The sequence below is a fragment of the Collimonas fungivorans Ter331 genome, assembly GCF_000221045.1.
GTDB lineage: Bacteria > Pseudomonadota > Gammaproteobacteria > Burkholderiales > Burkholderiaceae_D > Collimonas > Collimonas fungivorans_A.
On sequence record NC_015856.1, the window covers coordinates 2,424,021 to 2,449,082 of the forward strand.

The 25,062-nt window shown below is 62.0% G+C and carries 28 protein-coding genes; 10 read left to right on the plus strand and 18 right to left on the minus strand.

Features of this window, described 5'->3' with window-relative positions; genetic code table 11:
• Positions 1 to 173 precede the first annotated feature (173 nt).
• Entirely contained in the window at positions 174 to 782 is a 609-nt protein-coding gene (locus CFU_RS10645; protein WP_014006048.1) for a TetR/AcrR family transcriptional regulator, read from the minus strand.
• A 96-nt stretch (positions 783 to 878) separates the two neighbouring features.
• Positions 879 to 1,163 carry a DUF4148 domain-containing protein gene (locus tag CFU_RS10650; RefSeq protein ID WP_014006049.1) on the minus strand — a complete coding sequence of 95 codons (285 nt, stop codon included), beginning with the start codon at positions 1,161 to 1,163 and terminating at the stop codon, positions 879 to 881.
• A gap of 247 nt (positions 1,164 to 1,410) precedes the next feature.
• On the opposite strand from CFU_RS10650, the gene CFU_RS10655 reads away from it, so the two are divergent.
• Positions 1,411 to 1,836 carry a GNAT family N-acetyltransferase gene (locus CFU_RS10655; protein ID WP_014006050.1) on the plus strand — a complete coding sequence of 142 codons (426 nt, stop codon included), beginning with the start codon at positions 1,411 to 1,413 and terminating at the stop codon, positions 1,834 to 1,836.
• Between the two features lie 69 nt (positions 1,837 to 1,905).
• Here the strand turns inward: CFU_RS10655 and CFU_RS10660 are convergent, their stop codons facing one another.
• From CFU_RS10660 to CFU_RS10670, 3 genes are all read right to left on the minus strand, one after another.
• Positions 1,906 to 3,522, minus strand: coding sequence for a rhodanese homology domain-containing protein (locus tag CFU_RS10660; protein ID WP_014006051.1), 1,617 nt, complete (start codon positions 3,520 to 3,522; stop codon positions 1,906 to 1,908).
• Positions 3,519 to 4,127, minus strand: coding sequence for a cysteine dioxygenase (locus CFU_RS10665; RefSeq protein ID WP_014006052.1), 609 nt, complete (start codon positions 4,125 to 4,127; stop codon positions 3,519 to 3,521). The genes CFU_RS10660 and CFU_RS10665 overlap by 4 nt, the downstream gene beginning before the upstream one ends.
• A gap of 84 nt (positions 4,128 to 4,211) precedes the next feature.
• Complete coding sequence (locus tag CFU_RS10670) at positions 4,212 to 5,228, minus strand: 1-aminocyclopropane-1-carboxylate deaminase (RefSeq protein WP_041741721.1); 1,017 nt, start codon at positions 5,226 to 5,228, stop codon at positions 4,212 to 4,214.
• A 170-nt stretch (positions 5,229 to 5,398) separates the two neighbouring features.
• Between CFU_RS10670 and CFU_RS10675 the strand changes: the two genes are divergently transcribed.
• Positions 5,399 to 5,908 carry an Lrp/AsnC family transcriptional regulator gene (locus CFU_RS10675; RefSeq protein WP_014006054.1) on the plus strand — a complete coding sequence of 170 codons (510 nt, stop codon included), beginning with the start codon at positions 5,399 to 5,401 and terminating at the stop codon, positions 5,906 to 5,908.
• A gap of 55 nt (positions 5,909 to 5,963) precedes the next feature.
• Here the strand turns inward: CFU_RS10675 and CFU_RS10680 are convergent, their stop codons facing one another.
• The 8 genes from CFU_RS10680 to pcaH form a co-directional block, all read right to left on the minus strand.
• Positions 5,964 to 6,386, minus strand: coding sequence for a YXWGXW repeat-containing protein (locus CFU_RS10680; protein WP_041741723.1), 423 nt, complete (start codon positions 6,384 to 6,386; stop codon positions 5,964 to 5,966).
• A 102-nt stretch (positions 6,387 to 6,488) separates the two neighbouring features.
• A complete protein-coding gene (locus tag CFU_RS10685) occupies positions 6,489 to 6,911 on the minus strand; it encodes a hypothetical protein (protein WP_014006056.1) in 423 nt (140 codons plus the stop codon).
• Between the two features lie 268 nt (positions 6,912 to 7,179).
• Positions 7,180 to 7,938 (minus strand): membrane protein, encoded by a 759-nt coding sequence (locus CFU_RS10690; protein ID WP_014006057.1) that lies wholly within the window; start codon positions 7,936 to 7,938, stop codon positions 7,180 to 7,182.
• A gap of 27 nt (positions 7,939 to 7,965) precedes the next feature.
• Complete coding sequence (locus CFU_RS10695) at positions 7,966 to 8,724, minus strand: membrane protein (protein ID WP_041741725.1); 759 nt, start codon at positions 8,722 to 8,724, stop codon at positions 7,966 to 7,968.
• Positions 8,725 to 8,830: 106 nt separating this feature from the next.
• On the minus strand, positions 8,831 to 10,093 hold the full coding sequence (gene pcaD / locus CFU_RS10700) for a 3-oxoadipate enol-lactonase (RefSeq protein ID WP_014006059.1): 1,263 nt from the start codon (positions 10,091 to 10,093) through the stop codon (positions 8,831 to 8,833).
• A 50-nt stretch (positions 10,094 to 10,143) separates the two neighbouring features.
• Entirely contained in the window at positions 10,144 to 11,535 is a 1,392-nt protein-coding gene (pcaB, locus tag CFU_RS10705) for a 3-carboxy-cis,cis-muconate cycloisomerase (protein ID WP_014006060.1), read from the minus strand.
• Positions 11,536 to 11,598: 63 nt separating this feature from the next.
• Complete coding sequence (locus CFU_RS10710; RefSeq protein ID WP_014006061.1) at positions 11,599 to 12,117, minus strand: protocatechuate 3,4-dioxygenase; 519 nt, start codon at positions 12,115 to 12,117, stop codon at positions 11,599 to 11,601.
• 12 nt (positions 12,118 to 12,129) lie between these two features.
• A complete protein-coding gene (gene pcaH / locus CFU_RS10715) occupies positions 12,130 to 12,822 on the minus strand; it encodes a protocatechuate 3,4-dioxygenase subunit beta (protein WP_014006062.1) in 693 nt (230 codons plus the stop codon).
• A 217-nt stretch (positions 12,823 to 13,039) separates the two neighbouring features.
• Between pcaH and CFU_RS10720 the strand changes: the two genes are divergently transcribed.
• Positions 13,040 to 13,855: an IclR family transcriptional regulator domain-containing protein gene (locus CFU_RS10720; protein ID WP_148264804.1), complete on the plus strand. Its 816-nt coding sequence runs from the start codon at positions 13,040 to 13,042 to the stop codon at positions 13,853 to 13,855.
• Positions 13,856 to 13,857: 2 nt separating this feature from the next.
• Here CFU_RS10720 and CFU_RS10725 read toward each other — a convergent pair whose 3' ends face one another.
• The 3 genes from CFU_RS10725 to CFU_RS10735 all read right to left on the minus strand — a co-directional run bounded on the left by CFU_RS10725 (position 13,858) and on the right by CFU_RS10735 (position 15,356).
• A complete protein-coding gene (locus CFU_RS10725; protein ID WP_014006064.1) occupies positions 13,858 to 14,139 on the minus strand; it encodes a helix-turn-helix domain-containing protein in 282 nt (93 codons plus the stop codon).
• On the minus strand, positions 14,136 to 14,471 hold the full coding sequence (locus tag CFU_RS10730; RefSeq protein ID WP_202946144.1) for a type II toxin-antitoxin system RelE/ParE family toxin: 336 nt from the start codon (positions 14,469 to 14,471) through the stop codon (positions 14,136 to 14,138). The genes CFU_RS10725 and CFU_RS10730 overlap by 4 nt, the downstream gene beginning before the upstream one ends.
• A 102-nt stretch (positions 14,472 to 14,573) precedes the next feature.
• A complete protein-coding gene (locus CFU_RS10735) occupies positions 14,574 to 15,356 on the minus strand; it encodes an IclR family transcriptional regulator domain-containing protein (protein WP_041741729.1) in 783 nt (260 codons plus the stop codon).
• Positions 15,357 to 15,487: 131 nt separating this feature from the next.
• Between CFU_RS10735 and CFU_RS10740 the strand changes: the two genes are divergently transcribed.
• The 6 genes from CFU_RS10740 (at position 15,488) to shiA (ending at position 22,284) form a co-directional block, all read left to right on the plus strand.
• Positions 15,488 to 16,387 carry a 4-hydroxyphenylpyruvate dioxygenase gene (locus CFU_RS10740; protein ID WP_014006066.1) on the plus strand — a complete coding sequence of 300 codons (900 nt, stop codon included), beginning with the start codon at positions 15,488 to 15,490 and terminating at the stop codon, positions 16,385 to 16,387.
• On the plus strand, positions 16,380 to 17,225 hold the full coding sequence (locus CFU_RS10745) for a shikimate dehydrogenase family protein (protein WP_041743305.1): 846 nt from the start codon (positions 16,380 to 16,382) through the stop codon (positions 17,223 to 17,225). The genes CFU_RS10740 and CFU_RS10745 overlap by 8 nt, the downstream gene beginning before the upstream one ends.
• Positions 17,222 to 18,109: a sugar phosphate isomerase/epimerase family protein gene (locus tag CFU_RS10750; RefSeq protein ID WP_014006068.1), complete on the plus strand. Its 888-nt coding sequence runs from the start codon at positions 17,222 to 17,224 to the stop codon at positions 18,107 to 18,109. The genes CFU_RS10745 and CFU_RS10750 overlap by 4 nt, the downstream gene beginning before the upstream one ends.
• A 234-nt stretch (positions 18,110 to 18,343) precedes the next feature.
• Positions 18,344 to 19,465, plus strand: coding sequence for a porin (locus tag CFU_RS10755; RefSeq protein WP_050808546.1), 1,122 nt, complete (start codon positions 18,344 to 18,346; stop codon positions 19,463 to 19,465).
• Between the two features lie 79 nt (positions 19,466 to 19,544).
• Positions 19,545 to 20,897: an MFS transporter gene (locus CFU_RS10760; RefSeq protein WP_014006072.1), complete on the plus strand. Its 1,353-nt coding sequence runs from the start codon at positions 19,545 to 19,547 to the stop codon at positions 20,895 to 20,897.
• A gap of 31 nt (positions 20,898 to 20,928) precedes the next feature.
• A complete protein-coding gene (shiA, locus tag CFU_RS10765) occupies positions 20,929 to 22,284 on the plus strand; it encodes a shikimate transporter (protein ID WP_041741731.1) in 1,356 nt (451 codons plus the stop codon).
• Positions 22,285 to 22,356: 72 nt separating this feature from the next.
• Here the strand turns inward: shiA and CFU_RS10770 are convergent, their stop codons facing one another.
• Together CFU_RS10770 and CFU_RS10775 are read right to left on the minus strand one after the other, a co-directional pair.
• Positions 22,357 to 23,463: a DNA alkylation repair protein gene (locus tag CFU_RS10770; RefSeq protein ID WP_014006074.1), complete on the minus strand. Its 1,107-nt coding sequence runs from the start codon at positions 23,461 to 23,463 to the stop codon at positions 22,357 to 22,359.
• A gap of 94 nt (positions 23,464 to 23,557) precedes the next feature.
• Positions 23,558 to 24,346 (minus strand): SDR family NAD(P)-dependent oxidoreductase, encoded by a 789-nt coding sequence (locus CFU_RS10775; protein WP_041741732.1) that lies wholly within the window; start codon positions 24,344 to 24,346, stop codon positions 23,558 to 23,560.
• Positions 24,347 to 24,469: 123 nt separating this feature from the next.
• Between CFU_RS10775 and CFU_RS10780 the strand changes: the two genes are divergently transcribed.
• Entirely contained in the window at positions 24,470 to 25,021 is a 552-nt protein-coding gene (locus CFU_RS10780) for a TetR/AcrR family transcriptional regulator (RefSeq protein WP_014006076.1), read from the plus strand.
• Positions 25,022 to 25,062 lie beyond the last annotated feature (41 nt).

Here is a 25,062-nt window from a genome sequence, read left to right on the forward strand (position 1 = left end):
GATGAAATCGTCGTTGCAGGAGGGAAGCGCCTGTCCTGTCAGCCAGACCAGGCGCCATAGGGCCAGGGCGGCCGCGAGAATGATTCCGGCAATAATCAGCATGTTCTTTCCTTTTATCGCACAGTCGTGCGAAATTAACGTAATAAAAACCGGCATCTCGCGCCGACATGGTTTTATGCGTGGTAATTGAAACTGCGGTAGGTCGAGGTCAGTCGTTCATAGGCATTGCGCACCCTGTCAGGCGCCTTGGGATCGCGCAGAAAACGCGCATCGTGCATCAGGCCGACCATCAGGCTGTAGATCTCGAACGCCAGCTGTTCAGGATCGGTGTCGGGCCGCAGGTGGCCGGCGTCCAGCGCCTGGATGATGGCGCGCCGCAAAACCCCGCGCCAGCGCAGCACATTATGCTGCAGCCGTTCGCGCATCGGCGTGTCGACATCGTCATACTCGAAGGCGCCGGCGACATAGATGCAGCCGGTGACATTGCAGGTGCGCGTAATCCAGTTCATCACCAGCGCGTTAAGGCGCGGCAGGCCGCGCGCCTGCGTCATCGCCGGTTCGAATACGTCGGCGGAAAAGCGGCGGTCGAATTCGTTCAGCACCGCTTCATGCAAGGCTTCGCGCGAGCCGACGCGAGAGAACACGCCGCTCTTGCTGATGCCCAGCCGTTTCGCCACTTCGCCCAGGGACAAACTCTCCAGGCCCTGGGTGGCGACCATGTCCAATGCCGTATTGACAATGGCCGCCAGGGTGAGCTCGCTTTTTTCGGTATGGGTATCCATGCGCTGCAGTTTAGCACTATCGTGCGAAATGTCTATGTTATTTTCTTTGGCAGCGCAGGATTCCTCAAACCGCCGGCATCTGGCGGAAACCGACGGTCAGGCGCCTGCGTAAATCGAATCGCCGGCGCCGCGTGTCGCGCTGTCCCGCAATTGCGCGGTTACCCGCTTGTGCTCAGGCATGGCCGGAACGCGGATGGCTGGATAGCTGCTGTCACTTTCGAGCAGCATGCCCTGGGCTGCGGCAACGGCTACTTCCTGCTCGACCTGGGCCCTGGTCTGGGTGGAAACAAAGGGCTGTTCGGCGGGATAAGGGGCTTCGGCAAAAACCGAGGCGGTTGCGGTGAGGGCGAGGATTGTCACTATCGTTTGTATGGTGCGCATGGTCGTTTTCCTAAAGAATGGAGGTGGGCGATAACGTCGGCTGCTCCCGCAGCCTGGCGCTGCGCGCCTGCTGCGGAGCAGATGTTCGCCATCGCTGACAAGCAGTGTAGGCTTGCGCAGCCGACGATCTCATGACACAAGAATGACAATTTCGTCATGCCGGCCTAGGCCGGCAAAACCGGTAATTTTCTATGTTCCTCCAATTTTCCTCGCATAATGGCAAACCGGATGATCTGGAGGAGTAACAATGGAATGGGTTTTCGAGCAGGAAAACATGGACTGGGCGGCGCTGTCCAATCTTTACAAGATAGCGCCGCTGGGCGACAAGCACCCGGACGATCTGAAAACGGCATTTACCAACAGCCTGTACAAGTGCTTCGTATTCGACGGCGCAGTCCTGGCCGGCGCCGGCAGGGCGCTGGCGGACAGCATCGATTGTTCCTATATTTGCGACGTCGCGATCCATCCGGATTTCCAGGGGCAGGGCCTGGGCAAGGCCATCATCAGCAAATTGCGGGACCTGTCCGCCGGACACAAGAAAATCATTCTCTACGCAGTTCCAGGCAAGGAAGGCTTCTACAAGAAACTGGGATTCAAGCGCATGAGCACGGCCATGGCGATTTTCAAGAACCAGGAACGGGCGCTTGCCGCCGGCCTGGTCAACGACACTTGATCGTGCGGATAAATCGACGCCAGCGGTGATTTATCCGTGTCGGTGAAAATATAGCGCTTTGCCGGCGTTTCAGATCACAAAAAATCCATGGCTGCCGTCGGCCGCCAGCTGTGCGACCAGGCCGTATTCCCAGTCCAGGTAGGCTTGCATCGCTGCAGCCGGGTTGTCGGTGCCTTCATACGGCCGCCGGTAGCGGTCGATGCGCGGCGACGCCAGCACGGTCTCGCCCGATTCTAGCGGCAGCCCGGCAGCAATCCAGGCTGCCGTACCGCCTTTGAGCACGAACACCGGCTTGTCGCCAAGCAGTTGCGCATCGCCGGCCGCGTAGCTCGCCAGCAGGCTGCTGCCGCAGGTCAGCACGTAACGTTCGGCGCCGGCTGCCTGCTCTAATACTTGCGCCAGCTGCGAGCGCAAGGCGAAGCGCGCGCCGGGGATGTGCTGCTTGACGTAGTTGGCGCTGCTGGTGAAATCGAGCAGCACGGTATCCGTTCCCTCTTGCAGCCATTGCGACAGCTGCTGCGCGCTGACCGCTTCGTACGGCGGCGCTGGCGGCAAGGCCTGGGCCGGATGGTCGCTTTCGCTGAAATGCTGCGGCTGCAGGCCGTCCAGCACATGGACTTCCCAACCCATCTGCGCCAGCCAGGAAGCCGTCATGTTGGCGCGCACGCCATCGTCGTCCGCCAGCACGATGCGGGCGCCGCGCACCGGCGCCACGTGGTCGGTTTCCTGCACCAGCTGGCCGCCCGGGGCAGAACCGAAGCCGGGCAGGTGTCCACGGCTATATTCTTCAGGGGTGCGGACGTCAAGGCGATAAGTGGTGCGGCCGGTTTCTGCTTGCCAGTGTTCCAGGGCCGCCAGGTCGGCGCGTCCCACCTTGGCCCGGTCTGCCACTTGCCGGCTGGCCTTGGCGGCCTGTACATGATGCTCGCTGCCGGATGGATCCAGGGAGCGTTCGGCAAAGCGCTGGGTCTTGCCGTGTTCCAGCTGCTGTCCGGCCAGGGTCCAGCCTATGGTGCCGTTGCGCAAGGCACTAACCGGATTCGGAATGCCGGCATTGATCAGCGACTGGCTGCCGATGATGCTGCGGGTGCGTCCGGCGCAATTGACGATGACCCGGGTTTCCGGGCGCGGCGCCAGCGCGCGCACGCGCAGCACCAGTTCGGCGCCGGGCACGCTGACGCTGCCGGGGATGCTCATGGTGTTGTATTCATCGTAACGGCGCGCATCGAGCACCACCACGTCGGCGTCCGCATCAAGCAAAGCCTTGACCTCCGGCGCCGACAATGACGGCGTGTGGCGTTGCGATTCCACCAGCTCGCCGAAGGCCTTGCTAGGGGCATTGACGTCGCGGAAGATTTCGCCGCCGGCGTCGCGCCAGCCTTGCAAGCCGCCGGCCAGCAGGTGCACGGCGCTGTAGCCGAGCTGCAGCAGGCGTTGCGCCGCAGGCTGGGCCAAGCCTTCGCCATCGTCGTAGACCGCGATGACGGTGTCGCGGCGCGGGATGCGGGCGTAGGCTTCCAGTTCGATGCGCCCCAGCGGCAGGTTGGCGGCGAACAGCGGATGCGCTTCGGCGAACGGCGCTTCTTCACGCACGTCGAGCAAGGCCAGTTCCTTGCGCTCCAGCAGCGCGGCATGGATCTGCTGGAACGAGAGTGTGGCGAAAGTGGTGTTTTGGGTTGTGGTCATGATTTTTTCAATTCGCTGGAACGGTCCCAGATATTCGGCAAATGGCTGTTGGAGTAACCGGAGATGAAGGCCTTGCTGCTGCCGTCCTCGGCGTATACCGAGCGCTGCACCGCGCCGATGTTAGCGCCGTATACATGGATGCTGATCGAGACGCTGTCGGCAAATGCGTTGCGCACCTGGTGGATGTCGCCGGCCTCGGGCGACAGCGTTTCCACCGTGCCCGGCGTCAGCTTGAGCGGCGCCCCTTCAGCCTGCAGGCTGCCGCCGGCGCTGCGCCGGTAGGCTTGCGCATACTCGGCGCCGCGCAGCATGCCGATCAGGCCCCATACCGTATGGTCGTGGATCGGCGTTGTCTGTCCAGGGCCCCAGACGAAGCTGACTATCGAAAACCGCTCGGCCGAATCGGCATGCAGCAGATATTGCTGGTAACGCTCAGGCTGCGGCTGGGCATAGGCATCTGGCAGCCAGTCGTCGACCGCGATCAATTGCTGCAGCAGGGCGCCGCCGTCGTGCAGGATCTGCGCTTGCGGCGGCTTGTTCTCGAGCAGGGCGGCGAATGCGGTGACAAAGTCGCGCAGCCGGCCGGGGTTTTTTGAGGTAGGCATGCTTCCCTTTTTTGTAGCTACAGATACAAGGATAAAGCATGCGGGATGATGTAGCCTAATCCTGAAATTGTCGCGCCATGACTGCTAACCGTTGCGAAACAGGAAACTGTAAGCGTTCAGCGCCGGTACGCCGCCCAGGTGGGCGTACAGCACGCGGGAGCCGGGCGGGAATTCGCCCAGCCTGACTTTTTCTATCATGCCTTGCATCGACTTGCCCTCGTAGACCGGGTCGGTCAGCATGCCTTCCATGCGCGCGCACAGGCGGATCGCTTCCAGCGTGCCGTCGTTCGGCAAGCCGTATTCGGGGCCGCCGAAGCGCGTATCGAGCACCACATCGCGAGCCGTGATGTCGCGTTCCAGCTCGACCAGCGCGGCGGTGTTTTTTGCGATGCGCAGGATCTGCTCGAAGGTTTGCTGCGGTTTGGCCGAGGCATCGATGCCGATCACGCGCTCGGCGCGGCCGTCGGCGGCGAAACCGACCAGCATGCCGGCTTGCGTGCTGCCGGTTACCGAGCAGGTGACGATGTAGTCGAACTTGAAGCCCAGTTCAGCTTCTTGCTGCCGTACTTCTTCCGCAAAACCGACGAAGCCGAGGCCGCCGCGCGGGTGTTCCGAGCAACCGGCCGGAATCGGAAACGGCTTGCCGCCGGCTTTGCGCACGTCTTCCATGGCTTGCTCCCAGCTCTGACGGATACCGATATCGAAGCCCGCGCTGTCGAGCCGCACCTCGGCGCCGAGGATGCGCGACATCTCGATGTTGCCGACCCGGTCGTACACCGCGTCCGAATAATTCACCCAGTTCTCCTGCACCAGCACGCATTTCAGGCCGAGATGGGCGGCAACCGCGGCGACCTGGCGCGTCTGGTTGGACTGGATGCCACCTATCGACACCAGCGTGTCGTAGCCGCCCGCCAGCGCTTCCGGGATCAGGTACTCGAGCTTGCGGGTCTTGTTGCCGCCGAACGCCAGGCCGCTGTTGCAGTCTTCGCGTTTTGCATAGAGTTCAACCTTGCCGCCGAGGTGGGCGCTGAGGCGTGGCAGCGGCTGGATAGGGGTGGGCCCGAAGGTGAGCGGATAGCGGGGAAATTTCTGCAGGTTCATGGAAGCGACTCCTGAGGTTGAGGGGGATCCATACTTCGCCGGCGGTGCTGCCGGAACAAAAACCATATTAGAATCAATCTCTGGAATCCGGGTTGCAAGTTTTCAAGAGAATTCAGATCTAAAATATGAAATTCTCTTCAATAGATGATTTTTATTCTGAGAAAAACTATATGAAAGCAACAAAGTTGCTTACCAAGGCGCCGCCGGCGGATGCTACTGGGGCGGCGATGGATCGTACCGACCGCGCCATTCTCAGGGCGCTGCAGCGCGATGCTTCCATCTCTAACGTGGCGCTGGCGGCCAAGGTGAACTTGAGTGCGCCGGCATGTCTGCGGCGCGTCGAACGGCTCAAGGAGTCGGGACTGATCAAGGGCATCGTCGCCTTGCTCAATCCGCGCGCGCTGGATGCCGGAACCATGGTGATGATCGGGGTGGTGCTGGATCGCTCGACGCCGGAATCGTTTGCCGATTTCGAGCGGGCGGCGCAGAAAGTTTCGGGTTGCCTTGAGTGCCATGTAGTCACGGGCGAATTCGACTACTTCATGCTGCTGCGGACCAAGGATAACGATAGTTATAACCGGCTCCATGCGGAGCAGCTGCTGTACCTGCCGGGCGTGCGGCAGATCCGCACATTCATGGTGCTCAAGCAGGTTCTTTCGACTACCCAGTTGCCGCTTTAGGCGGTCAGGTAGGCAGCCTGACCCGCTGCAAGGCAGATCAGGCTGGCGCTGCTATTTAGCAATTGCCTTTTTTTGCCTGGCCCGGAGGGCAATGGTAACGGCCGTTGCCATCGTCACGCCAGTCGTCACCGCGGCGGTCGTCATGGCGATCATCACGGCGATCGTCGCCACGGCGCCAGCCGCCGCGGTTCAGTTCCCAGCCATTGTTACCCTGCCGCCATTCTGGGCGGCTGTACTGATAGCCGCTGCGGGCCCGTTCCCAATGGCCGCCGGCCCAGACATGGCGGCTGCCGTTCCAGTTCCAGTACCCAGGCGCCCAGACATAACCGACCCGCGGCGGCGGCACGCGCTCATAGCGCGGCGCCGGAGGAGGGGTGCCGATGGTGATGTTGACGCCGATTTGCGCCATTGCCTGGCTTGGTATAAAGGCAGTAGCGCTGAGTGCTGCCAGCGCGGCCGCGCAGAGGATGCGTTTCATGTTTTCTCCCACAGTTGTTTGGTTGAGAAACTATATCTCTTATTTTTTTCAGGCCAAACTATGATGCATAAAATTACACTTCAGCGCATCGCATTACATCCGTTAAATAGTGTTGAGCAAGACGATTGACGGCGGCGCTGTCGGAATAATTTCACGAATCGCAATGCGCTGCGATTCCAGTGCGGCCAACGCTGTCCTCAGATGCAAGCGGATGGTTTTCTCGCTAGCATTGCTGTGATCGAAATCCGGCGTGGCGAGAAAGTCTTTTACCGCGGCCAGCAATTGGCGGCGGGTCAGTTTGGCTTCGGCCTGCCCGCTATCGCCGATGCGGTGCAGCAGCTGGAATGCCTGTCCGCGCTGCTCTATGAGTTTGGTGAGCTGTTCGTCGCAGCGGGCGATCGGCGTTGGATACTGCCGTACTTCCTCGCTAAGATCTTTGCTCAAATGTTCAAGATAGCTCTTGAACTCGCTCCGTACCGCTAGGGATATCTCCGGCTCCGCGCCACGCAGATTGTCTTCTCTCATGATCTTTCTCCATTAATAAGATTCCCATATGCAATATTTTGATTATTATAATATTGCAATATAGAAATATATCCGAGAACTTCACACTACTCATTCTGGAGAATATTTTGAGAAATGTAAGAAAATTATTGGGAATACTGCCGATTTGTTGCGGCATGCTGGCGTTTTTCACCGATGCGGCGGTGGCCAAGGTGACTAACTGGACCCCGAAGTAAACGCGAGCGGCGTCCGGAAGATGTCTCCCGGCCGCCGCAGACCCCGATGGGGATTAGTGGGCCTTGCTTGCCGGCCTTTGCCGGAAGAACAGGATGCAGCCCAGAATGAAGGCAAACAGCGCCAGCGAGGCGGAATAACGGCTCAGCGCCAGGCCGCCGGCATTCAGCGGCTTGTCGAGGAAATCGCCGACCACGGCGCCCAGCGGCCGGGTCAGGATGAATGCCGCCCAGAACAGCAGGGTGCGCGATATGCGCGTCCGGTAGTAGGCCAGCACCAGCAGCGCCAGCAGCGTGCCGAACACCAGCGCGGCGCCGGTGTAGCCGAGGCCGGCGCTATCCGCGGTCCAGTCGCCCAGCGCCGTCCCCAGGGTCTGGGAAAACATGATGGTCAGCCAGTAAAACATCTCGGCCTTGGGCGTGTTGACGGTGTCCACCGATATCGAGCCGAGCGTGCGGTGCCAGACCGCCAGCGATGCCATCAGCAGGATAAACAGCAAGGTACTGCCGCCCGCATAGCCGATGCCGAGTGAACGGTCGGCAAAATCGGCCAGCGTGGTTCCCACGGTGGTGGTGGCGATGATGGTGGCCCAGTAGAGGAAAGGATGAAAACCCTTGGTCTTGATCTGGGCAAACACGGCAACCAGGAAGATTGCGGCGAAAATGGCGGTCGCCGCCAGGTAGCCGAGGTTCATCGACATGGAGACGGCGTCGCCGCCGGTTTCACCTAGCGTAGTGGCGGCTATCTTGATGATCCAGAACAGCAGGGTCACTTCCGGGACCTTGCTCAAGCCGCGTTCGATAGACTGGTTCATGCGGATTTCCTTTCGATATCAGGTCTGTTACTGGTTCAGGCGTTTCGGGACAAGCGACAGATAAATGACCATGCCGATGATCAGCGCCAAGAACACGATGCTGGCCTCTATGGCGCCGAAGCCCAGGCCGCCGCTGCTTGCCGGCTGCGACAGCAGGTCGCCGCAGGATGCGCCGAAAGGGCGCGTCAGCACATACGCGATCCAGAAACAGGCGACGGCATCGGCCTTGAATATGTAGCGGAAAAAGGCGACGGCCGCGATCAGTCCGCCGAACAGCAGGGCGGAATTGGCATAACCCAGGTTCAAGCCCTCGGCCAGCCAGTCGCCGGCCGCGGTGCCGAGGGCGAAAGTAAATAAGATCGCAGCCCAGTAAAACAGTTCACGCCTGGGGCTGTCAATTGACAGGATGGAAAGCGTTTTTTCCTGCGCATACCAGATGGCGAAGGTGGCCATCAGGGCGATGCTGAAGCAGGCGGTGGAGGCGGCCAGCGGCACGTTGAGACGGTCGGTCAGGTTGTCGGTGAGCAGGGTGCCGAATACGCTGACGAATACTACGGTGAGCCAGTATAGGGAGGGCGCGTAGCGCCTGGCGCGCAGCTGGAACGCCAGCGCGACGGCAAACAATATGCCCATCAGCGCGGTGGTTGCGCCCAGGCCGAAATTGAGGTCGGCATTCAGGAAATCGGCGCCGGTTTCGCCGACGGTAGTGGACATCATCTTGATGATCCAGAACAGCACGGTGACTTGCGGCACCTTGTTCAGCCAAAGTCTTGCATCTGTGTCCATGGCAGCCTCCGAAGTGGATGGTTTCAAATGAATTGCTGCAGCCAGTCTGGGGATCCAGACTTAGCTCAGCCATAGTGAATGCCATCCGGCCACGGAGCTGCCGCTGTCATAACTCCTGCATGAATTGCACAACGGCCTGGGCAAACGCCTGCGGCTGTTCCGTTGCGCTCAGGTGCGAAGCGTCTTTCAATACGACCAGGCTGGCTTGCGGGATCTGCTCGGCCAGTGTCTGCGCCATGGCCAGCGGCGTGCCCTGGTCCAGCTCGCCGGCGATCACCAGCGTCGGCACGGTTATCTGCGGCAGGCGCGCGGTGGTATCCACGGTGCCGACCGCGTGGCAGCAGCCGATATAGCCGGCAGGCCCGGTAGTGGCCAGGCGCTGGCGGAAACGCGCCACAGTGGCGCCGTGCTCGGCGCGGAAACGGTCGTGGAAATAACGCCCCATGACGGCGTCGGCAATCACTTCGATGCCTTGGGCGCGCACGGTGTCGATCCGTTGCTGCCACACTTCACGCGCCGGCGGCGGGTAGTGCGAAGTGCAGTTGGCGAGGACCAGCGCGGCCACCAGCGACGGATGGCGCAGCGCCAGTTCCTGGCCGGTCATGCCGCCCATCGACAGGCCGATCCATACCACCGGGCCGGAATCGAGCTCACGCAGCAGGCGCGCTGCGTCGTCGGCGAGGTCGGCGATGGCGTACAGTCCTGCGGGGGCGTCGGAGCTGCCGTGGCCGCGATGGTCGTAGGCGATGACGCGGCAATCGGCGGCCAGCAGGTTGGCCAGGCTGTCCCACATGGTGAGGTCGCAGCCGAGTGCATGGCTCAGCACCACGGTGTGGCGCGGCGCTTTGCCGCTGCGCGGCGCGCGCACGCTGTAATGCAAGGCCGGTTTGCTGTCGGTGGCGGCTGCGCGGCCGATGCCGGGATGGACTGCCGCCGCCGGGGCTGACGGCGCCGGCGCGTAACCGATCTGCGCGCCGATGTCGCGCAGGATCTTTTGCGCATGCGTGAATGCGGTATTGGCGGCGGGCACGCCGGCATAGATGGCGCCCTGCATCAGCACTTCCTTCATTTCATCCGGCGTCAGGCGCGTCCCGGCGTCGCCCAGCAGCGCGGCCCGCGCATGCAGTTCGAATTCTTCCCAGCGGCCCAGCGCCATGGTGATGGCCAGCACGATCACGCGCCGGGTTTTCTGTTCCAGTCCGGGACGGCCCCAGATTTCATTCCAGGCAAAGCGCGTGATCAGGTTCTGGAATTCGGCGTTGAAGCCGGTGGCGTTGGCCAGCGAGCGGTCGACCCAGTCGTCGCCGAGTATCTGGCGGCGGTTCTGCATGCCGCGTTCGAAGTCATGATCGATGGGATCGTAGCTCATGGTTGGTTTACCTGTTCATTCGTGGTTGGGTTAGGTGCATTCAGGCGCAATCAGGCGAAAACGGCTTGCGCCTGCAATGCATCCATGGCGGCCCGCAAGCCCTGCAATTGCCGGCGCGCCAATGCTTCGGCCGGTGCCGTGGCAGCGACCGGGTCGAACAATGCGCTTAATACTTCAGGGTCAAGCTGGTCGCGCAGGCGCTCGTCCGCCTTGACGGCCTCCAGCACCACCTCGGCCAGCTGCCTGCCGTCGGCAACCGCGCGCTGCGTCAACTGTTCCATCAGGCCATGCGCCTGCGGCCGGCCGATTGCGCCGGCCAGGTAAATTGATGCGGCCTCTGCGAACACCAGTCCTTGCAGCGCATCGATATTGCGCAGCATGCGTGCGGCATCGACCTGCAGCCCGGCGACGGCTTCGTTCAATGCGCTGAGCGCGCCATGGGCGCTGAGGAACAAGCCGGGCCACTCCGCCAGTTCGGCCTGCCAGTTGCCGAGGCCGCGCTCATGCTGCTGGCCCATGCCCGCCAGCAGCGCCGCCGCGTTTTGCGGAGTACGGGTGGCGGCCGCCAGGGCAATCATGGCCGACACCGGGTTGCGCTTGTGCGGCATGGCCGACGAACCGCCGCGGCCGTTGCCGGATGGTTCTGCCAGCTCGGCGATCTCGCCTTGCGCCAGCAGGCTGAGGTCGGTGGCGATCTTGCCCAGGCTGCCGCTCAGCACCGCGACTTCCAGTCCCAGCCGTACCCATTCGTCGCGCTGGGTATGCCAGGCGGCGTCGGCCACGGACAGATCCAGGTCGTCCGCCATGCGCTGCGCTACCAGCGGGCCTTTGGCGCCCATCACCGCCAGCGTGCCGACCGCGCCGCCCAGTTGCAACTGCAGTGCGCGCTGCGCGGCCTGGCGCAGCTGCAGGCGGGCGCGCAGCAAAGGCGCGGCCCAGCCGGCCAGCTTGAAACCGAAGCTGGTGACCTGGGCCGGCTGCATCAAGGTGCGCGCCAGTATCGGTGTCGTCAGATGCTGTGCGGCCAGGCGCAGCAAGTTGTCGGTCAGCGTTTGCAGGCCTTGGTCGAGCAGGCTCAGCGCTTCGCGGGTGACCAGCACCATGCCGGTATCGATCACGTCCTGGCTGGTGCTGCCCCAGTGCACATGGCTGGCGGATTCCTGGTTGAACAAGGCGACTGTCTTGGTCAGTTCCTTGACCAGCGGAATCGCCAGGCTGCCGGCGCGGCGGCTGGCGTGCACCAGCGCCGGGATGTCGTACAGCTGCGCGTTGCAGACGCTGGCGATGGCGCGCGCTGCGCTGTCGGGAATGATTCCTTCCGCCGCCTGCGCACGCGCCAGGGCTTCCTCGAAACGGAACATGGCTTGCACCACGGCGGTATCGTCGAACACGGCGATCATCTCCGGGGTGGTGAGGAAACTGTCAAAAATCGAAACGCTCACTGCGGCTCCGTTCAGTCAATAAACAAGATAACAGCGAAAAAACGGCGACAGCAACCGCCATCGTCAAACATAGTCGAAAAACACGGTTTCCTTGTCGCCCTGCATCCAGATATCCCAATGATAGCGGGCATCTCCCTGTTTGCGCGCAATCAAGGTAGGGCGCCTGTCCGCGGGAACCTGGCTGAGGATCTCGGATTGCGCCAGGCCGCTGTCGTCTTCAAGGAAAACCGCGCTGAACTGGTGCTTCACCAGGCCGCGCGCAAAGACGGTGGCGAACAGCACGGGTTTTCCGAAACGCGCAGGACTGGGCAGCGATACCTCGATGCGGAAAGCGCCGTCGTCGTTGGTGGCGATGCGGCGGAAACCAGGTAGCTGCTGCGCCGTTTCGGCAGCGGCCGCATCCGGCATCCAGGCTTCGACCCAGCCGTCGTTGATCGGCGCGCCGTCGCCGTCGCGCAGCACGCCGCTGATGGTGATGGTTGGCGCTGTGGTGTGCAAGGTGGCGCTGGCGCTTACCGCCCAGGCCCATGCTTCGTGCGGAAAAGGGCCTACGGTTTGTGAGGTAGTGATATTGGAAGCCATTTGTATTTGCTTTCAGAGACTCATGGGCGTGGCGTCGCGGCCACGCAGGACGATGTCGAATTCGTAGCCCAGCATCTGGTCGTCGATCGTCTGCTCCAGGCTGAAGCGCGCAATCAGGCGCTGGCGCGCGGCCAGGTCGGGGATGCTTTGGAATATCGGGTCGTAATCGAACAGGGGATCGCTGGGGAAATACATCTGCGTCACCAGCCGCTGCGCATAGACGCTGCCGAACAGGGAGAAATGGATATGCGCCGGGCGCCAGGCCTTGTGGTGGTTGCCCCAGGGATAAGGGCCGGGTTTGATGGTGACAAAGCGGTAGCGGCCGTCGTCGTCGGTGAGCATCTTGCCGAAGCCGAAAAAATTCGGATCGAGCGGCGCATCGTGCTGGTCGCGCTTGTGCCAGTAGCGGCCAGCGGAATTGCACTGCCACACTTCCAGCAGTGAATTGCGCACCGGCTTGCCGTCTTCATCCAGCACGCGGCCGGTGACGACGATTTTTTCGCCCAGCGGCTCGCCTTGCCCATGCCTGGTCAGGTCGGTGTCGTGCGGCAGGATCAGGCTGGGCGATGCGGTAATGTTGGCCTGGACCGGTTCGGCAGCGCGGATGCGCAGCGGTTCCCGGGTCGGGCCGCGTTTCACGGTGGAGAGATAGGGCGGATAAATCAGGCTGGGGTAGACCCCGGTTTCTGTGGACTCGAATCTCACGTAGGTTTCCTTTTGATTGGAGGGGATGCTGCGCCATCGTCTTGGGCAGCGAGAAAATCGGTTCTCTGCATGATTGTGCGTATATCGCGCAGAAACCTGATTTTCTGTCTAAGTGATTTAAATCATAGGGGATCGGCAATTTGGCATCAAGGTGATAGGATGCCGCCATAACCGTATAACGCCCACATTGTGCGATATGCGCCCAAATGGAGATTTAATGACTATCAAACCCTTGCCTGATGCGCGTTCAGACATAGCGCCAATTTCTTCTTCGGAAGAACCGCTCAAGCGCGACTTGATCGCCGGACTGGAAAAGGGCTTGCTGGTGATCGAAGCTTTTGACCAGGAGCGCTCGCGCCTGACGATCAGCGAGGTGGCGCAGCGCGCCGGCCTGACGCGGGCCGCGGCCAGGCGCTACCTGATTACCCTGACGCACCTGGGTTATGTGCGGCATGAACAGAAGGTGTTTTCGCTGACGCCCAAGGTGCTGAGGCTGGGACAGTCCTACCTGCATTCGGCGCGGCTGCCGCGCATCGTCCAGCCCTTGCTGTACCGCCTGGCTTATTCGCTGGAAGAGGCGGCCTCGGCCGGGGTGCTGGACCATGACGAACTGGTGTGCGTGGCCGCCGTCAGCGCCGGCCGGCTGGTATCGGCCACGCTGCAACCCGGCACACGGGTGCCGGCGTTTTGCACCGCCAACGGCCGCGTCCTGCTGGCCAGCCTGCCGCAAGCGCAGATCGAATCGTTCCTGGAACGGCTGCAGCTTGAGCCGATCACTGCCCACACCATCGTCAACAAGGAGAGGTTGCTGCTGGAAATTACCCGCACCCGGGCCCAGGGTTACGCCGTAGTCGACCAGGAGCTGGAACTGGGCTTGCGCACGATCGCGGTTCCGCTCAAGAATTTCCGGGGAGAGACGGTCGCGGCGGTGAACGTCAGCGTGCATGCGGCGCGCATGGCGGTGGAGGATATTGTCGAGCGTTGTTTGCCGGCGCTGTTGAAAGCGCAGGTGGAGTTGACGGCGCTGCTGTAAGGCTAAGCTGCTTCCAGCACTCGCATTTCGATGTGCATGCCAGCGGCGGCGGCCATATTGACCAGGGCATCCAGGCCGAACAGGTTGATCTTGCCGCGCATGAGGTCGGAGATGCGCGGTTGTGTAACGCCGAACAACTTGGCGGCTTGCGCTTGGCTCAGGCAGGTACGTTCAAGGTGGGCTTTCAGCGCCATCATCAAGCTCGAGCGCAGCTTCATGTTCTCGGCCTCTTCGGGAGTGTCTTCGATGGCATCCCATACGCTGCTGTATTGTTTCTTGCTCATTTTCCTAATTCCCTCATGAGGTCACGGTAACGGTTCTCGGCCAAGTCCAGATCCGGCTTGCCAGTCTTCTGTGTTTTCTTCTGGAAGCAATGAAGCACGTAGATCGCATCGGCAAACTTCGCTACGTAGATGATTCGAAACGCGCCGCTCGCGTCTCGAATCCGGATTTCTCTGACGCCTTGCCCAATCGTCGGCATCGGCTTCCAGTCGTCTGGCTCATGGCCCTGCTGTACCTGATCGAGTTGGTATCCTGCCTCACGTCGCGCCGATATGGGGAAAGTGCGGAGGTCGTCAAGGGAGCTGCCGCGAAATTCAACCGGTTTGGGATCCATTATTTATTGAAATATACAAAATTTTGTATTGATTGTCAAATGTATCTGGTCATGGTCGGAAATGCACCTCCGGCTTGAACGGTCGAGCAAAAGTCATTGATGTCAAACCCACATCATCAAGGTATTCGCCGTAGCCTGCAACGCCGGCAGGCAGCGCGCCGTGGCTTCGGCCTTCGAAGAACTTGAGATCATCATCGACACGCTCAGGGCGCCGATCAGGGCGCCGCGGCGGCTCTTGATCGGCACCGAGATGCCGCGCAGCCCGATTTCATACTGGTTTTCGGTGACGCCGAAACCGTCTTCGCGGATCGCGATCAGTTCCTGGAACAGCTGTTCCTTGTCGACTACGGTCAGGTGGGTGTAGGCGATCAGTTCGATCCGCTCCAGGTAGGCGCGCAAGTCGGCGTCCGGCATTGCCGACAGCAGCACCCGGCCGGCGGTGGAGGTGTAGGCCGGCAGCCGTGTGCCGGGTTCGAAACCGGTAGTCAGCAGCCGTGGCGCATTGACACGGCTGACGTAGACCACATCGTCGCCTTCCAGCACCGAATAATTGGTCGATTCCTGCAGCTGCAAGGTAAGCCGCTGCAGGAAAGGCACGATAGCGCGCGGCAGCCGCGCCGAATCGAGGTAGGAGCGCCCCAGGTTGAGCACCTTGGGCGTGAGCCAGAAGCTGCGGCCGTCGGTTGCCGCCAGGCCGATATGCACCAGCGTCAGCAGGTAACGGCGCGCCGCGCTGCGGCTCAGTGCGACTTTTTCCGCCAGTTCGCTTGCGGTCAGGCGCACGGTATCGTCGTTGAAAGCGGTAATCACGTCGATGCCCTTGATCAGGCCATCGATCAGGTCGCGCTTGGCGACTTCCATTTCCACCAGTTCCGGTTTCTTCATTCCAAATAACTCCAAAAATGCGCGCCAATCGCTCAATCTGCGCGATTGGCGCAGTATTGCACGTTTTTGAGGCTGTTTTTCTCGAAATGCTCTTCCTATACTTGGCCTGACTACTTCAGCCAAGGATCAGCATGACTGCGCAAGAACACAATCCGGAACCGAATAATCCGCTCGGCATAGACGGCATCGAATTCATCGAATATGCCAGCGCCCAGCCGCTGGCGCTGGGCGCCTTGCTGGAGCAGATGGGATTCGTGCCGACCGCCCGCCATCGTTCGCGCGAAGTGACCCTGTACCGCCAGGGCACGATGAACGTAATCGTCAATGCCGATCCATCCTCGCTGCCGCAGGCCGACGGTGAACCGCAAGCGACAGTGATCAGCGCGATGGCATTGCGCGTGCGCGACGCCGACGCCGCCTATCGCCACGCGATCGAGATGGGCGCCTGGGCGATCCAGACCAGGGCCGGCGTGATGGAACTGAATATCCCGGGCGTGCACGGCGTCGGCGATTCGATCCTGTATTTCGTCGACCGCTTCCGCGATTTTTCCATCTACGACGTCGACTTCAAGCCGATCCTCAATGCGCCCGCCAATCCACCGGCGCTGGCGGGCATGCATTTCTTTGGCGTGGTGCAGACCATAGGCCGCGACCGCTCGCCGGAATGGATAGATTTTTACCAGCAGCTGATGGATTTCCGGCCGCTGCCGCAAGGCCGCTATTTTGGCGTCTTGCCGAAAGGCGTCTTGCTGGAAAGCCCTTGCCACAGCTTTTACCTGCAGTTGGTGGAGCCGCCCGAGGGCGCCGCCGGCCTGCAATGGGATGAGCAGCTGGTGCGGGTCGGCCTCGGTGCGCCGGACGTGCTGGAGGCGGTGCGGCAGCTCAAGCAGAGGGGCATCGTGTTCATCGACCGCGAACCGGCGCAGGCAAGCGAAAAGGGCGCTTTGACGCAACTCTATAAAAGCGGGATCAGCTTCGAGCTGGTAGTCAGCCAGCGGGATGCCAGCCGCCGGGAGCCGCAACATGCTTGAGATTTCCGGCAGCACCCGCATTTTCCCGGTGATCGGCTGGCCGGTCGAGCAAGTCAAGGCGCCAGCCCTGTTCAACGCCTACTTCAAGCGCCACGGCATCGATGCTCGCGTCATCCCGCTCAAGATCGCGCCGTCCGGCTACCTCTCGGCAGTGCGCATGCTGATGGCGGCAGAAAACGTCGGCGGTATCCTGGTGTCGATCCCGCACAAGCCGCTGAGCGTCGACGCGGTAGACCGGCCGACGCCGCGCGCAGTGCTGGCCGGCGCCTGCAACGCCATCTATAAAAGCGCGGATGGACAACTGGTCGGCGACCTGATCGACGGCGAAGGTTTCATCCGCGCCTTCGACCGCACCTGCGGCGATACGCGCTTCGACTGGCAACGGGCCAAGGCGCTGGTGGTCGGCAGCGGCGGCGTCGGCTGCGCTGTGGCGGCAGCGCTGGCGGCGCGCGGCATCGGCCATGTCGCCATTTACGATACGCGGCGCGAGCAGGCCGAAGCGCTGCGGCAGCGCCTGCAGGACATGTTCACAGAAACCGAAGTGGTGATCGGTGCGCCGTCCGCGGCGGGATACGACCTGGTAGTCAATTCGACGCCGCTTGGCATGGGCCCGGACGATCCGCTGCCGCTCGACCTGGACGGCATTGCGCCATCCTGCATCGTCGCCGACTGCGGCATGAAGATAGAAATGACCCGGCTGCTGCTGCAAGCGCAGCGCCATGGCTGCCGCATCCAGAAGGGGCGCGAAATGATGATCGAGCAGGCGCCGCTATACCTGGAACTGTTCGGCTGGCCGGGCGTGTCTTCGGATGCGTTCCGGGTTCTGGAGGCGATATGAACCTGAGCAATTTCGGCATGGACAGCATCACCCTGGCCGGGCCGCTGGAATCGAAACTGAGCGCCTCCAAGGCTGCGGGATTTTCGCAGATCATGTTGTGGGCCAAGGACCTGGCCGGCCATCCCGGCGGCCTGGAGCAGGCGGTGCGGCTGGTCAAGGCCAGCGGCGTCCGCGTCACCGGAATCCAGGTCATGCGCGATTTCGAGGGTTTGTCCGGCGCCTTGCATGAATACAAGCTGGACATCGCCAAGAACATGCTGCAGGTGTGCCAGGCAGTCGGCGCGCCGCTGCTGATGGTCTGCTCCAGCACTTCCAGCCACGCCAGCGGCGAACTGCCGCTGATCGCGCGCCACCTGGCCAAGCTGGCGACGCTGGCGGTGCCGCTCGGCGTGCGCGTCGGCTATGAAGCGTTGTCCTGGGGCCGCCACGTCAATCAGTATGCGCAGTCGTGGGAAGCAGTGGAACTGGCCGACCACGCCAACCTGGGCGTGGTGCTCGATTCTTTCCACATGCTCGCTAACCAGGCCGACCTCGATGGCTTGCAAGACATCCCCAGCGAAAAGATCGCGCTGGTGCAGCTGTCCGATTTCATGTGGCGCGACATCCGCAGCGCGGAAGAACGGCTGGAAACGGCGCGTCACTTGCGCGTGTTTCCGGGCGAGGGCGCGCATTCGAAGGAATTGTCCGAGCTGCTGCGGCGGCTGGACCGGGGCGGTTATCGCGGCGACTACAGCTTCGAAGTGTTCAACGACGATTACCTGCAGCTGTCGCCCGACATCGTGGCCCGCCGCGCCCACCGCGCCGCCAAGTGGGTGACCGACCAGGTCCTGCGGCGCAGCCTGCAGGTGCGCCAGCCGAGCGCGGGACATCCGACCATGGCTTGAGCGCCTGCCCTATATAAAACACCAGCTGCAAACAATAAAAAACGCAGCGTCACCAAGGAGACAGCATGACCCATCGCCCGAAATCCGTCCTGGCGCCGAACCGCCCGGACCTGCATTTTTTCCCTGTCTCGAACTTCCATGCGCCGGCGGCCATCGCCGTGCCATAGGAAACAGTTGTCCCACCGGGCTCTCAGGCCCGTGCAATTCATCATAAAAAAACCAAATGGAGATGTCATGAAGAAGAAATTCGTCGCGGCCTGCAGCCTCGCCGGCTGTTCGGTGCTGGCGCAGGCTGAACCAAACCTCACCCTGTACGGCGACCTGGACCAGTACCTTGGGTACATCCACAGCAGCAGCGGCAAAAGCGTCACCGGCCTGAACGACGGCGCCATCCTGCGCAGCCGGCTCGGCTTGCGCGGCGTGGAAGAGCTGGGCGGCGGCTACCAGACCCGGTTCACGCTGGAACAAGGCTTGAACGCCAACACCGGCGGCGCGGCCGATTCCAGCCGCCTGTTCGACCGCCAGGCATGGGTGGGCATGAATACGCCGGCAGGCGAGTTCCGCGTCGGCCGCCAGAACAGCATCGTGTTCTTCATCGGCGGCGCCATCGACTACACCGAACGCACTACCTACGGCTCGGTCATCAATACCTTCGGCGTACCGTCACGCTACGACAACGATATCTCGTACAAATCGCCGCGCGTGGCCGGCTTCCAGTTCGACGCCCATTACGCGCTGACCGAAACCGCAGGCGAAAGCGTAGGCGCGCGCGGCGTATACCAGCTCGGGCTGGACTATAGCAAAGGACCATACCGCGCCGGCTACGCCGGATTGTGGGCCAAGCCGGCGGCGAACGCGCAGTTTTCGGAGAAGGTGGTTTATCACAACCTGTACGCCAATTACGACTACGGCAAGGGCAAGCTGTATTTCGCTTATGTACGCAGCAACAACGTCACAAGCAATGCCAGCGGCAATACCGCTGCGGCCATCCTGAATAACGTCAGTATTCCCGGCAATGCCTTCACCGGCGCCAATGCGGATGTGCAACGCATGTACAACATCTTCCAGGTTTCGGCCGATTATCGCCTCAGCCCGCAATGGCGGATCGGCGCCTTGTATGGCGTGATGCAGGATACGTCGCAGCGGGATTCAGGCGCGCAGGGCGGCAACCTTGGGACTTACTACGATTTATCCAAACGGACCACGCTGTACGGTTTCGCCAGCTACATGAAGAACGACGCCAACGCAGGCTTCCGTTTCAGCGGTTCGGCCGGTCCCACCGCCAACCTGGCCGGAGCGGATATCAACGGTAAGAGCCTGGCCGGTTTGCAAGCCGGCATCTTGCACCGGTTTTAAACGCACCGTTTCCACATTATCATGGAGGGGATCCGTTCTCTTCGTGCAAAAAATACACCTATAGATCACCGAGGACGTCATGTCTATATCTACAGCAACGCAACAAGTCAAGGCGCCGGCCGCCGCCGCAGCACAGAAAACTGCACTGCACACAGCTACCCGTTCGCCGCGCAAGGCCGCGCTCGCCAGCTGGATCGGCAGCGCTGTCGAATATTACGATTTTTTCATCTACGGCACCGCCGCGGCGCTGGTGTTCGGCAAGATATTTTTCCCCTCGGTCGATCCCATAGCCGGCACCGTGGCGGCGTTCGCCACTTTCGGCGTCGGTTATGTGACACGGCCGATAGGGGCGGTGCTGCTGGGCCATATCGGCGACCGGTACGGGCGCAAGAAAGTGCTCACGTTCACCTTGCTGCTGATGGGAATCTCCACTTTCCTGGTCGGCCTGCTGCCGACCTATGGACAAGTCGGCATCAGCGCGCCGGTCATGCTGGTGGTGCTGCGCATGCTGCAAGGGGTGTCGGCGGCAGGCGAGCAGGCCGGCGCCAATTCGATGACGCTGGAGCATGCGCCGCCGCATCGGCGCGCCTTTTTCACCAGCTTCACCCTGAGCGGTACCCAGGCCGGCCTGATCCTGGCGACCCTGGTGTTCCTGCCGATCTCGGCGCTGCCGGAAGAACAGCTGTTGTCCTGGGGCTGGCGCGTTCCGTTTTTCCTGAGCGCGATCGTGGTGCTGGTGGGCATCTGGGTGCGCCGCACCTTGCCCGAGACGCCCGCCTTCGAACAGGAAAAATCGCACAAGCAAACCAGGCTGCCGCTGGCGGTGCTGCTGCGCGAACACAAGAAAAGCCTGGCGCGTGTCATCTTTGCGGCCCAGATCTCGGTGGTGAGCACCATCTTCAGCGTGTTCACGCTGTCCTATGCAGTCAACACCATGCACATCGCCCGCGCTACCATGCTGACCGTGCTGATCCTGGCGAATGTCGTCGCCTTGGCCGCGATCCCGGCGTTCGCCGCCTTGTCGGACCGCATCGGCCGCAAACCGGTGTTCATCTTCGGCGCGCTGGGCTCGGCATGCCTGATCTGGCCTTACCTGTGGTGCATCAGCCAGGCCAATATCCCGCTCATCTTCGTGTTCGGCCTGCTGTTGTCCGGTGTTGTGTATAGTGCGGCGAACGGCGTCTGGCCATCCCTGTACGGTGAAATGTTCGATACCCGGGTGCGCTTGTCCGGCATGGCGATCGGCACCCAGATCGGTTTTGCCCTGGGCGGTTTTGCGCCGACCATCAGCGCGGCTATCCTGAAGCCGGGCGCTGACGGCTGGATGCCGGTGGCGGTATTCGTCAGCGTTACCGCGCTGATCGCCGCCATCTCGGCGGCTACCGCGCGCGAGACTTATCGCACGCCCATGCAAGAGCTGGGCAGAGCCTAGGCGGCGCGAATTGAATCATCCGGAGACGATAATGAAGACAAAAATCCTTGCAACTGGAAACATCTCGGCAGGCCGCAGGGCGCGCAAAGCGGCGCTCGGCAGTTTTGTCGGCGCGGTGGTCGACTGGTATGACTTCCTGTTGTATGGCATCACCGCGGCCCTGGTGTTCAATACCCAGTTCTTTCCCAATGTCAGTCCGACCATCGGCACGCTGGCGGCTTTCGCCACGTTCGGCGTGGGTTTCCTGTTCCGGCCGCTGGGCGGCATCGTGTTCGGCCATTTCGGCGACCGGCTAGGCAGGAAGCGCATGCTGGTGATCACTGTGATGGTGATGGGCGTTTCCACGGCGCTGATCGGCCTGTTGCCGACGTACGCCAGCATTGGCTGGTACGCGCCGTTGGCGCTGGTGCTGCTGCGCGCCTTGCAGGGTTTTGCAGTCGGCGGCGAATGGGGCGGGGCCGCGCTGATGGCGGTCGAAAGCGCGCCGGAAGGAAAAAAAGCCTTCTACAGCAGCGGCGTACAAGTCGGTTACGGCGTCGGCCTGGTGCTGGCGACCGGCATCGTGTCGATCCTCACCCATACGCTGAGCAACGATGCCTTCATGTCCTGGGGCTGGCGCGTCCCTTTCCTGGTCAGCATCGTGCTGGTGCTGGTGGCGGCGTGGATACGCTCGACCATGGAAGAGTCCCAGGAATTCGTCGCCAAGGTCGGCAGCGAGCACAAGGTGAAAGTCCCGCTGCTGGCGGCGTTGCGCAACCATCCCGAGAGTTTCCTGCTGATCATTGCATTGCGCATGGCGGAGATGTTCACGATGTACATCGTCACCGCATTTGCCCTGGCTTATTCAACCAAGAACCTTGGCATGTCGCGCGACCTGTTCCTGAACATCAGCCTGCTGGTCGGCGCCGTGAGCTGCGTGACGATCCCGGCTTTCGCGATGCTGGCGGACCGGATCGGGCTGAAGCGCGTGTATGTGACCGGAGCGGTGATAGGACTGCTGTCCGCAGTGCCGTTTTTCCTCGCCATGGAAGCCCGCTCGGTCGCCTGGATCGTGATCTTCTCGGTGCTGCTGGCCAATATCGCACACGACATGGTGGTCAGCGTGCAGCAACCGCTGTTTACCGAATTTTTCGGGGCGGAATACCGCTACAGCGGCGCCGGCGTCGGCTACCAGTTCGCCAGCGTGGTCTGCGGCGGGTTTACGCCGTTCATCGCAACCGCCTTGCTGGGCGTTGACGGCAGCTGGCATGCCGTGGCGGCCTATCTCGCCGGCGGCTGCCTGCTGTCGGTGATTGTCTCGGCGCGCATGAAAATGGGCAAACCCGCGGCGCAGCCGAGCGCGACGCCATCTTATCCGCAGTCCACGAGTTCGACGCTGGTGATTTGATTCTCTGGAGCCGGCTGTTTGGGGCGTTTCCGGATGGAGATTGCCACCACGAAGGTCTGGTCGGCAAAAAAATCATTCATCGCCGCAGTTCAATTCGAAGTAACCGCGCGCCAGCGACAAGCCATTGACCAGGATTTCAATCTCATGCCGTCCCGGGTAATGCACGCGCGTGGTGAAATCCCGGATGCTCTGGCTGCGTTCGACGGAGACACGCTGGGCGGCCGCCAGCGTCAGTTCCTTGAGCTTGAAGACCTTGGCCGCCGTCGCGCCGGATTTTTTTACGTAATGCATCTTGTAGTCGATCACCAGGTGCTGGCTTGCCGCCGATTTTGAGGCAAGCTCAAACGACAGGGTCACCCGCTCGCCCAAGGCAAGCCGGCGCGGCGTCACCGCGAACTTGCTGAGCTTGACTTCCGGCGCGGCGCCGGCGCCGATCACTGCCAGCGCCCGCGTGTTGCCGGCCTTGATCAGCGAGCGCAGCGCGTGCCTGGCGATCCAGGCGCAATGGGGATGGTCGAGCGGCCAGGCGGCGAGGCGGTCCAGCACCCAGTCCGGATGCGATTTGGTGACGTCGTTCAGGTGGTTGGCGACCGATTTGCGGACATACAGGCTGGGATCCGCGCGCAGGTTTTCCAGGATGGGCGCCGCCAGCGACGGCTCGGCAAGGATGGCGTCGAGCCGGAACGACCACGGCAGGCGCGGACGGCAGCCTTCGCTGGCAAGGCGGCGCACGGCCTCGCTGTCGTCGCGCGACCAGGTTTGCATGATGGCCAGCGCCCGTTGCAGGTCGGCGCGCAGGAATTCGCGTACGGCGAATTCGGAGGAACCGAAGCCGGTGAAATACTTGAGTGCATCCATCGACCAGTCGAAATCGTCCAGTCCGTGCTGGCCCACGTAGTCGGGCAGGACCAGGGTGGCGAAACCGTGATCGATGCGCGGCGCCAGCGCGCGCAGGATCTTGACCGTCTTGCGGTAATCCGCCGGCAGCGTCGCGTGTAGGGCCTCTGTCATGCGGCGCAGGCGCTGCATCAGGCTCAGGCCGTCGAGTCCGGCGAATGCGATCTTGAGGAAGCGCTTGGCGTCGAACGCCGGGTAGATCGCCGCCAGTTCAAGCGCCACGCTGCGGAAGCGGGCCTTGTCAAAGATTTCTTTTAATGCAGTGTTTTCAGTGGCTGCCATGCTGTGCTCTCCGGCCGGATCCGTTTATTGTCTCCGAAAGCAACAGCTTAACCGCGGCTCCTGACAGCTGCTGTCAGGAGCCGCGCTGCGGTTCTTAACGCCGATAACGTTCTGCCGCATGTTCCTGGGCGAAGTTCGGCAGCATTGCCTGGCGCGCTGAGTTGAAGGTTTCCCACTGGCCGGCGTCAGGCAAGGACGGGATGGTCACCTGTTCGCGGCGGTCGAAGCCAAGCAGCGCCGCATCGACCAGTTCGCCCACCTCCATGACACCCTGCAGCGCATTGACGTCGCGTCCGGAGCGTTCCCAGATCTCAGTGCGGGTCGCTGCCGGCAGCACGGCTTGCACGTACAATCCGCGCGCGCCGAGTTCGGCGTTCAGGGCTTGCGAGTAGGTCAGTACATAGGCCTTGGTCGCACCGTATACGCCGAGCGGGAATTCCGGCGCCAGCGCCACCACCGACGCAATGTTCACGATGGCGCCTTCGCCCTGGGCCACGAAACGCGGGATGACCGCAGCCGCGAGCCGCGTCACCGCGGTGATGTTGAGGCGGATCAGGCGGTCCTGCAGCTCGACGTCCGCATCCAGCAAGCCGCCCGGCGCCGCCGCTCCTGCATTGTTGACCAGCAGCCCGATCCGCGCATCCTCGCGCAGCCGGGTCTCGACCAGCTTGAGGTCGGAGGCTTCCGTCAGGTCGGCCTTGATGATGTCGATGCTGACACCGGTTTCGGCGCGCAGGCGCTCGGCCAGCGCCGCCATGCGCGCCTGGTCGCGCGCCACCAGCACGAGATCGTGTCCGCGGGCGGCCAGGCGTTCAGCGTAAGTGGCGCCGATGCCGCCGGAAGCGCCGGTGATGAGTACGGTTGTTTTAGCTTGCTTAGTCATGGGGAGTCCTGATTTTGGTTGTTGAAAAGAAATATAAATGATGAAATTATTATTCATTATGAACATCAGCATTACAATCATGATCGCCATCATGTATAATGTCAAGCATCAAAAGGAGAGGTCATGAAGATAAGCCGCGAACAGGTTGCCGAAAACCGCACGCGCATTCTCGATGCTGCAGCACGCCTGTTTCGCGAGCGCGGCTTTGAAGGCGTCACCGTGGCGCAGATCATGAATGCCGCCAGCCTTACGCATGGCGCGTTTTACGGGCACTTCACATCCAAGGACGATTTGATCGCCCAGGCTTGCGCGCATGTCTTGACGCCGCCCGGGGGCGACCCCCATCCGCAGCGGATGGCCGATTTTGCCGCACAATACCTGAGCGCTGCCCATCGCGACGATCCCGGATGCGCCTGTCTGTTTTCGACGTTAGGCACGGAAGCCGTGCGCGCCGGCGATGACGTACGCCATGCCATGACCGAGAGCGTACGGCGCCAGCTCGAGAAGTTCAGCCAGAGCGCGCCGGGGCAGACCGCCGAGGAGCGGCGCCGCGCCGCGGTCGGCAGCTGGTCAGCCATGATCGGGGCGCTGATGCTGGCGCGCCTGGTCGACGATGCCGAATTGTCCGATCGATTGCTGGCGGATACGCTAGCGTGGCTGGAAGCGGGAAAGTAAGTGTTGTCATCAGGCAGTCACTGAAAGAAGCCATAATCGCC

Excerpts from the sequence above, each read along its gene's own strand:
- CFU_RS10645 (WP_014006048.1), bottom strand. The coding sequence starts at position 782 with ATGGATACCCATACCGAAAAAAGCGAGCTCACCCTGGCGGCCATTGTC.
- CFU_RS10650 (WP_014006049.1), bottom strand. The coding sequence starts at position 1,163 with ATGCGCACCATACAAACGATAGTGACAATCCTCGCCCTCACCGCAACC.
- CFU_RS10655 (WP_014006050.1), top strand. The coding sequence starts at position 1,411 with ATGGAATGGGTTTTCGAGCAGGAAAACATGGACTGGGCGGCGCTGTCC.
- CFU_RS10660 (WP_014006051.1), bottom strand. The coding sequence starts at position 3,522 with ATGACCACAACCCAAAACACCACTTTCGCCACACTCTCGTTCCAGCAG.
- CFU_RS10665 (WP_014006052.1), bottom strand. The coding sequence starts at position 4,127 with ATGCCTACCTCAAAAAACCCCGGCCGGCTGCGCGACTTTGTCACCGCA.
- CFU_RS10670 (WP_041741721.1), bottom strand. The coding sequence starts at position 5,228 with ATGAACCTGCAGAAATTTCCCCGCTATCCGCTCACCTTCGGGCCCACC.
- CFU_RS10675 (WP_014006054.1), top strand. The coding sequence starts at position 5,399 with ATGAAAGCAACAAAGTTGCTTACCAAGGCGCCGCCGGCGGATGCTACT.
- CFU_RS10680 (WP_041741723.1), bottom strand. The coding sequence starts at position 6,386 with ATGAAACGCATCCTCTGCGCGGCCGCGCTGGCAGCACTCAGCGCTACT.
- CFU_RS10685 (WP_014006056.1), bottom strand. The coding sequence starts at position 6,911 with ATGAGAGAAGACAATCTGCGTGGCGCGGAGCCGGAGATATCCCTAGCG.
- CFU_RS10690 (WP_014006057.1), bottom strand. The coding sequence starts at position 7,938 with ATGAACCAGTCTATCGAACGCGGCTTGAGCAAGGTCCCGGAAGTGACC.
- CFU_RS10695 (WP_041741725.1), bottom strand. The coding sequence starts at position 8,724 with ATGGACACAGATGCAAGACTTTGGCTGAACAAGGTGCCGCAAGTCACC.
- pcaD (WP_014006059.1), bottom strand. The coding sequence starts at position 10,093 with ATGAGCTACGATCCCATCGATCATGACTTCGAACGCGGCATGCAGAAC.
- CFU_RS10710 (WP_014006061.1), bottom strand. The coding sequence starts at position 12,117 with ATGGCTTCCAATATCACTACCTCACAAACCGTAGGCCCTTTTCCGCAC.
- CFU_RS10720 (WP_148264804.1), top strand. The coding sequence starts at position 13,040 with ATGACTATCAAACCCTTGCCTGATGCGCGTTCAGACATAGCGCCAATT.
- CFU_RS10725 (WP_014006064.1), bottom strand. The coding sequence starts at position 14,139 with ATGAGCAAGAAACAATACAGCAGCGTATGGGATGCCATCGAAGACACT.
- CFU_RS10730 (WP_202946144.1), bottom strand. The coding sequence starts at position 14,471 with ATGGATCCCAAACCGGTTGAATTTCGCGGCAGCTCCCTTGACGACCTC.
- CFU_RS10735 (WP_041741729.1), bottom strand. The coding sequence starts at position 15,356 with ATGAAGAAACCGGAACTGGTGGAAATGGAAGTCGCCAAGCGCGACCTG.
- CFU_RS10740 (WP_014006066.1), top strand. The coding sequence starts at position 15,488 with ATGACTGCGCAAGAACACAATCCGGAACCGAATAATCCGCTCGGCATA.
- CFU_RS10745 (WP_041743305.1), top strand. The coding sequence starts at position 16,380 with ATGCTTGAGATTTCCGGCAGCACCCGCATTTTCCCGGTGATCGGCTGG.
- CFU_RS10750 (WP_014006068.1), top strand. The coding sequence starts at position 17,222 with ATGAACCTGAGCAATTTCGGCATGGACAGCATCACCCTGGCCGGGCCG.
- CFU_RS10755 (WP_050808546.1), top strand. The coding sequence starts at position 18,344 with ATGAAGAAGAAATTCGTCGCGGCCTGCAGCCTCGCCGGCTGTTCGGTG.
- CFU_RS10760 (WP_014006072.1), top strand. The coding sequence starts at position 19,545 with ATGTCTATATCTACAGCAACGCAACAAGTCAAGGCGCCGGCCGCCGCC.
- shiA (WP_041741731.1), top strand. The coding sequence starts at position 20,929 with ATGAAGACAAAAATCCTTGCAACTGGAAACATCTCGGCAGGCCGCAGG.
- CFU_RS10770 (WP_014006074.1), bottom strand. The coding sequence starts at position 23,463 with ATGGCAGCCACTGAAAACACTGCATTAAAAGAAATCTTTGACAAGGCC.
- CFU_RS10775 (WP_041741732.1), bottom strand. The coding sequence starts at position 24,346 with ATGACTAAGCAAGCTAAAACAACCGTACTCATCACCGGCGCTTCCGGC.
- CFU_RS10780 (WP_014006076.1), top strand. The coding sequence starts at position 24,470 with ATGAAGATAAGCCGCGAACAGGTTGCCGAAAACCGCACGCGCATTCTC.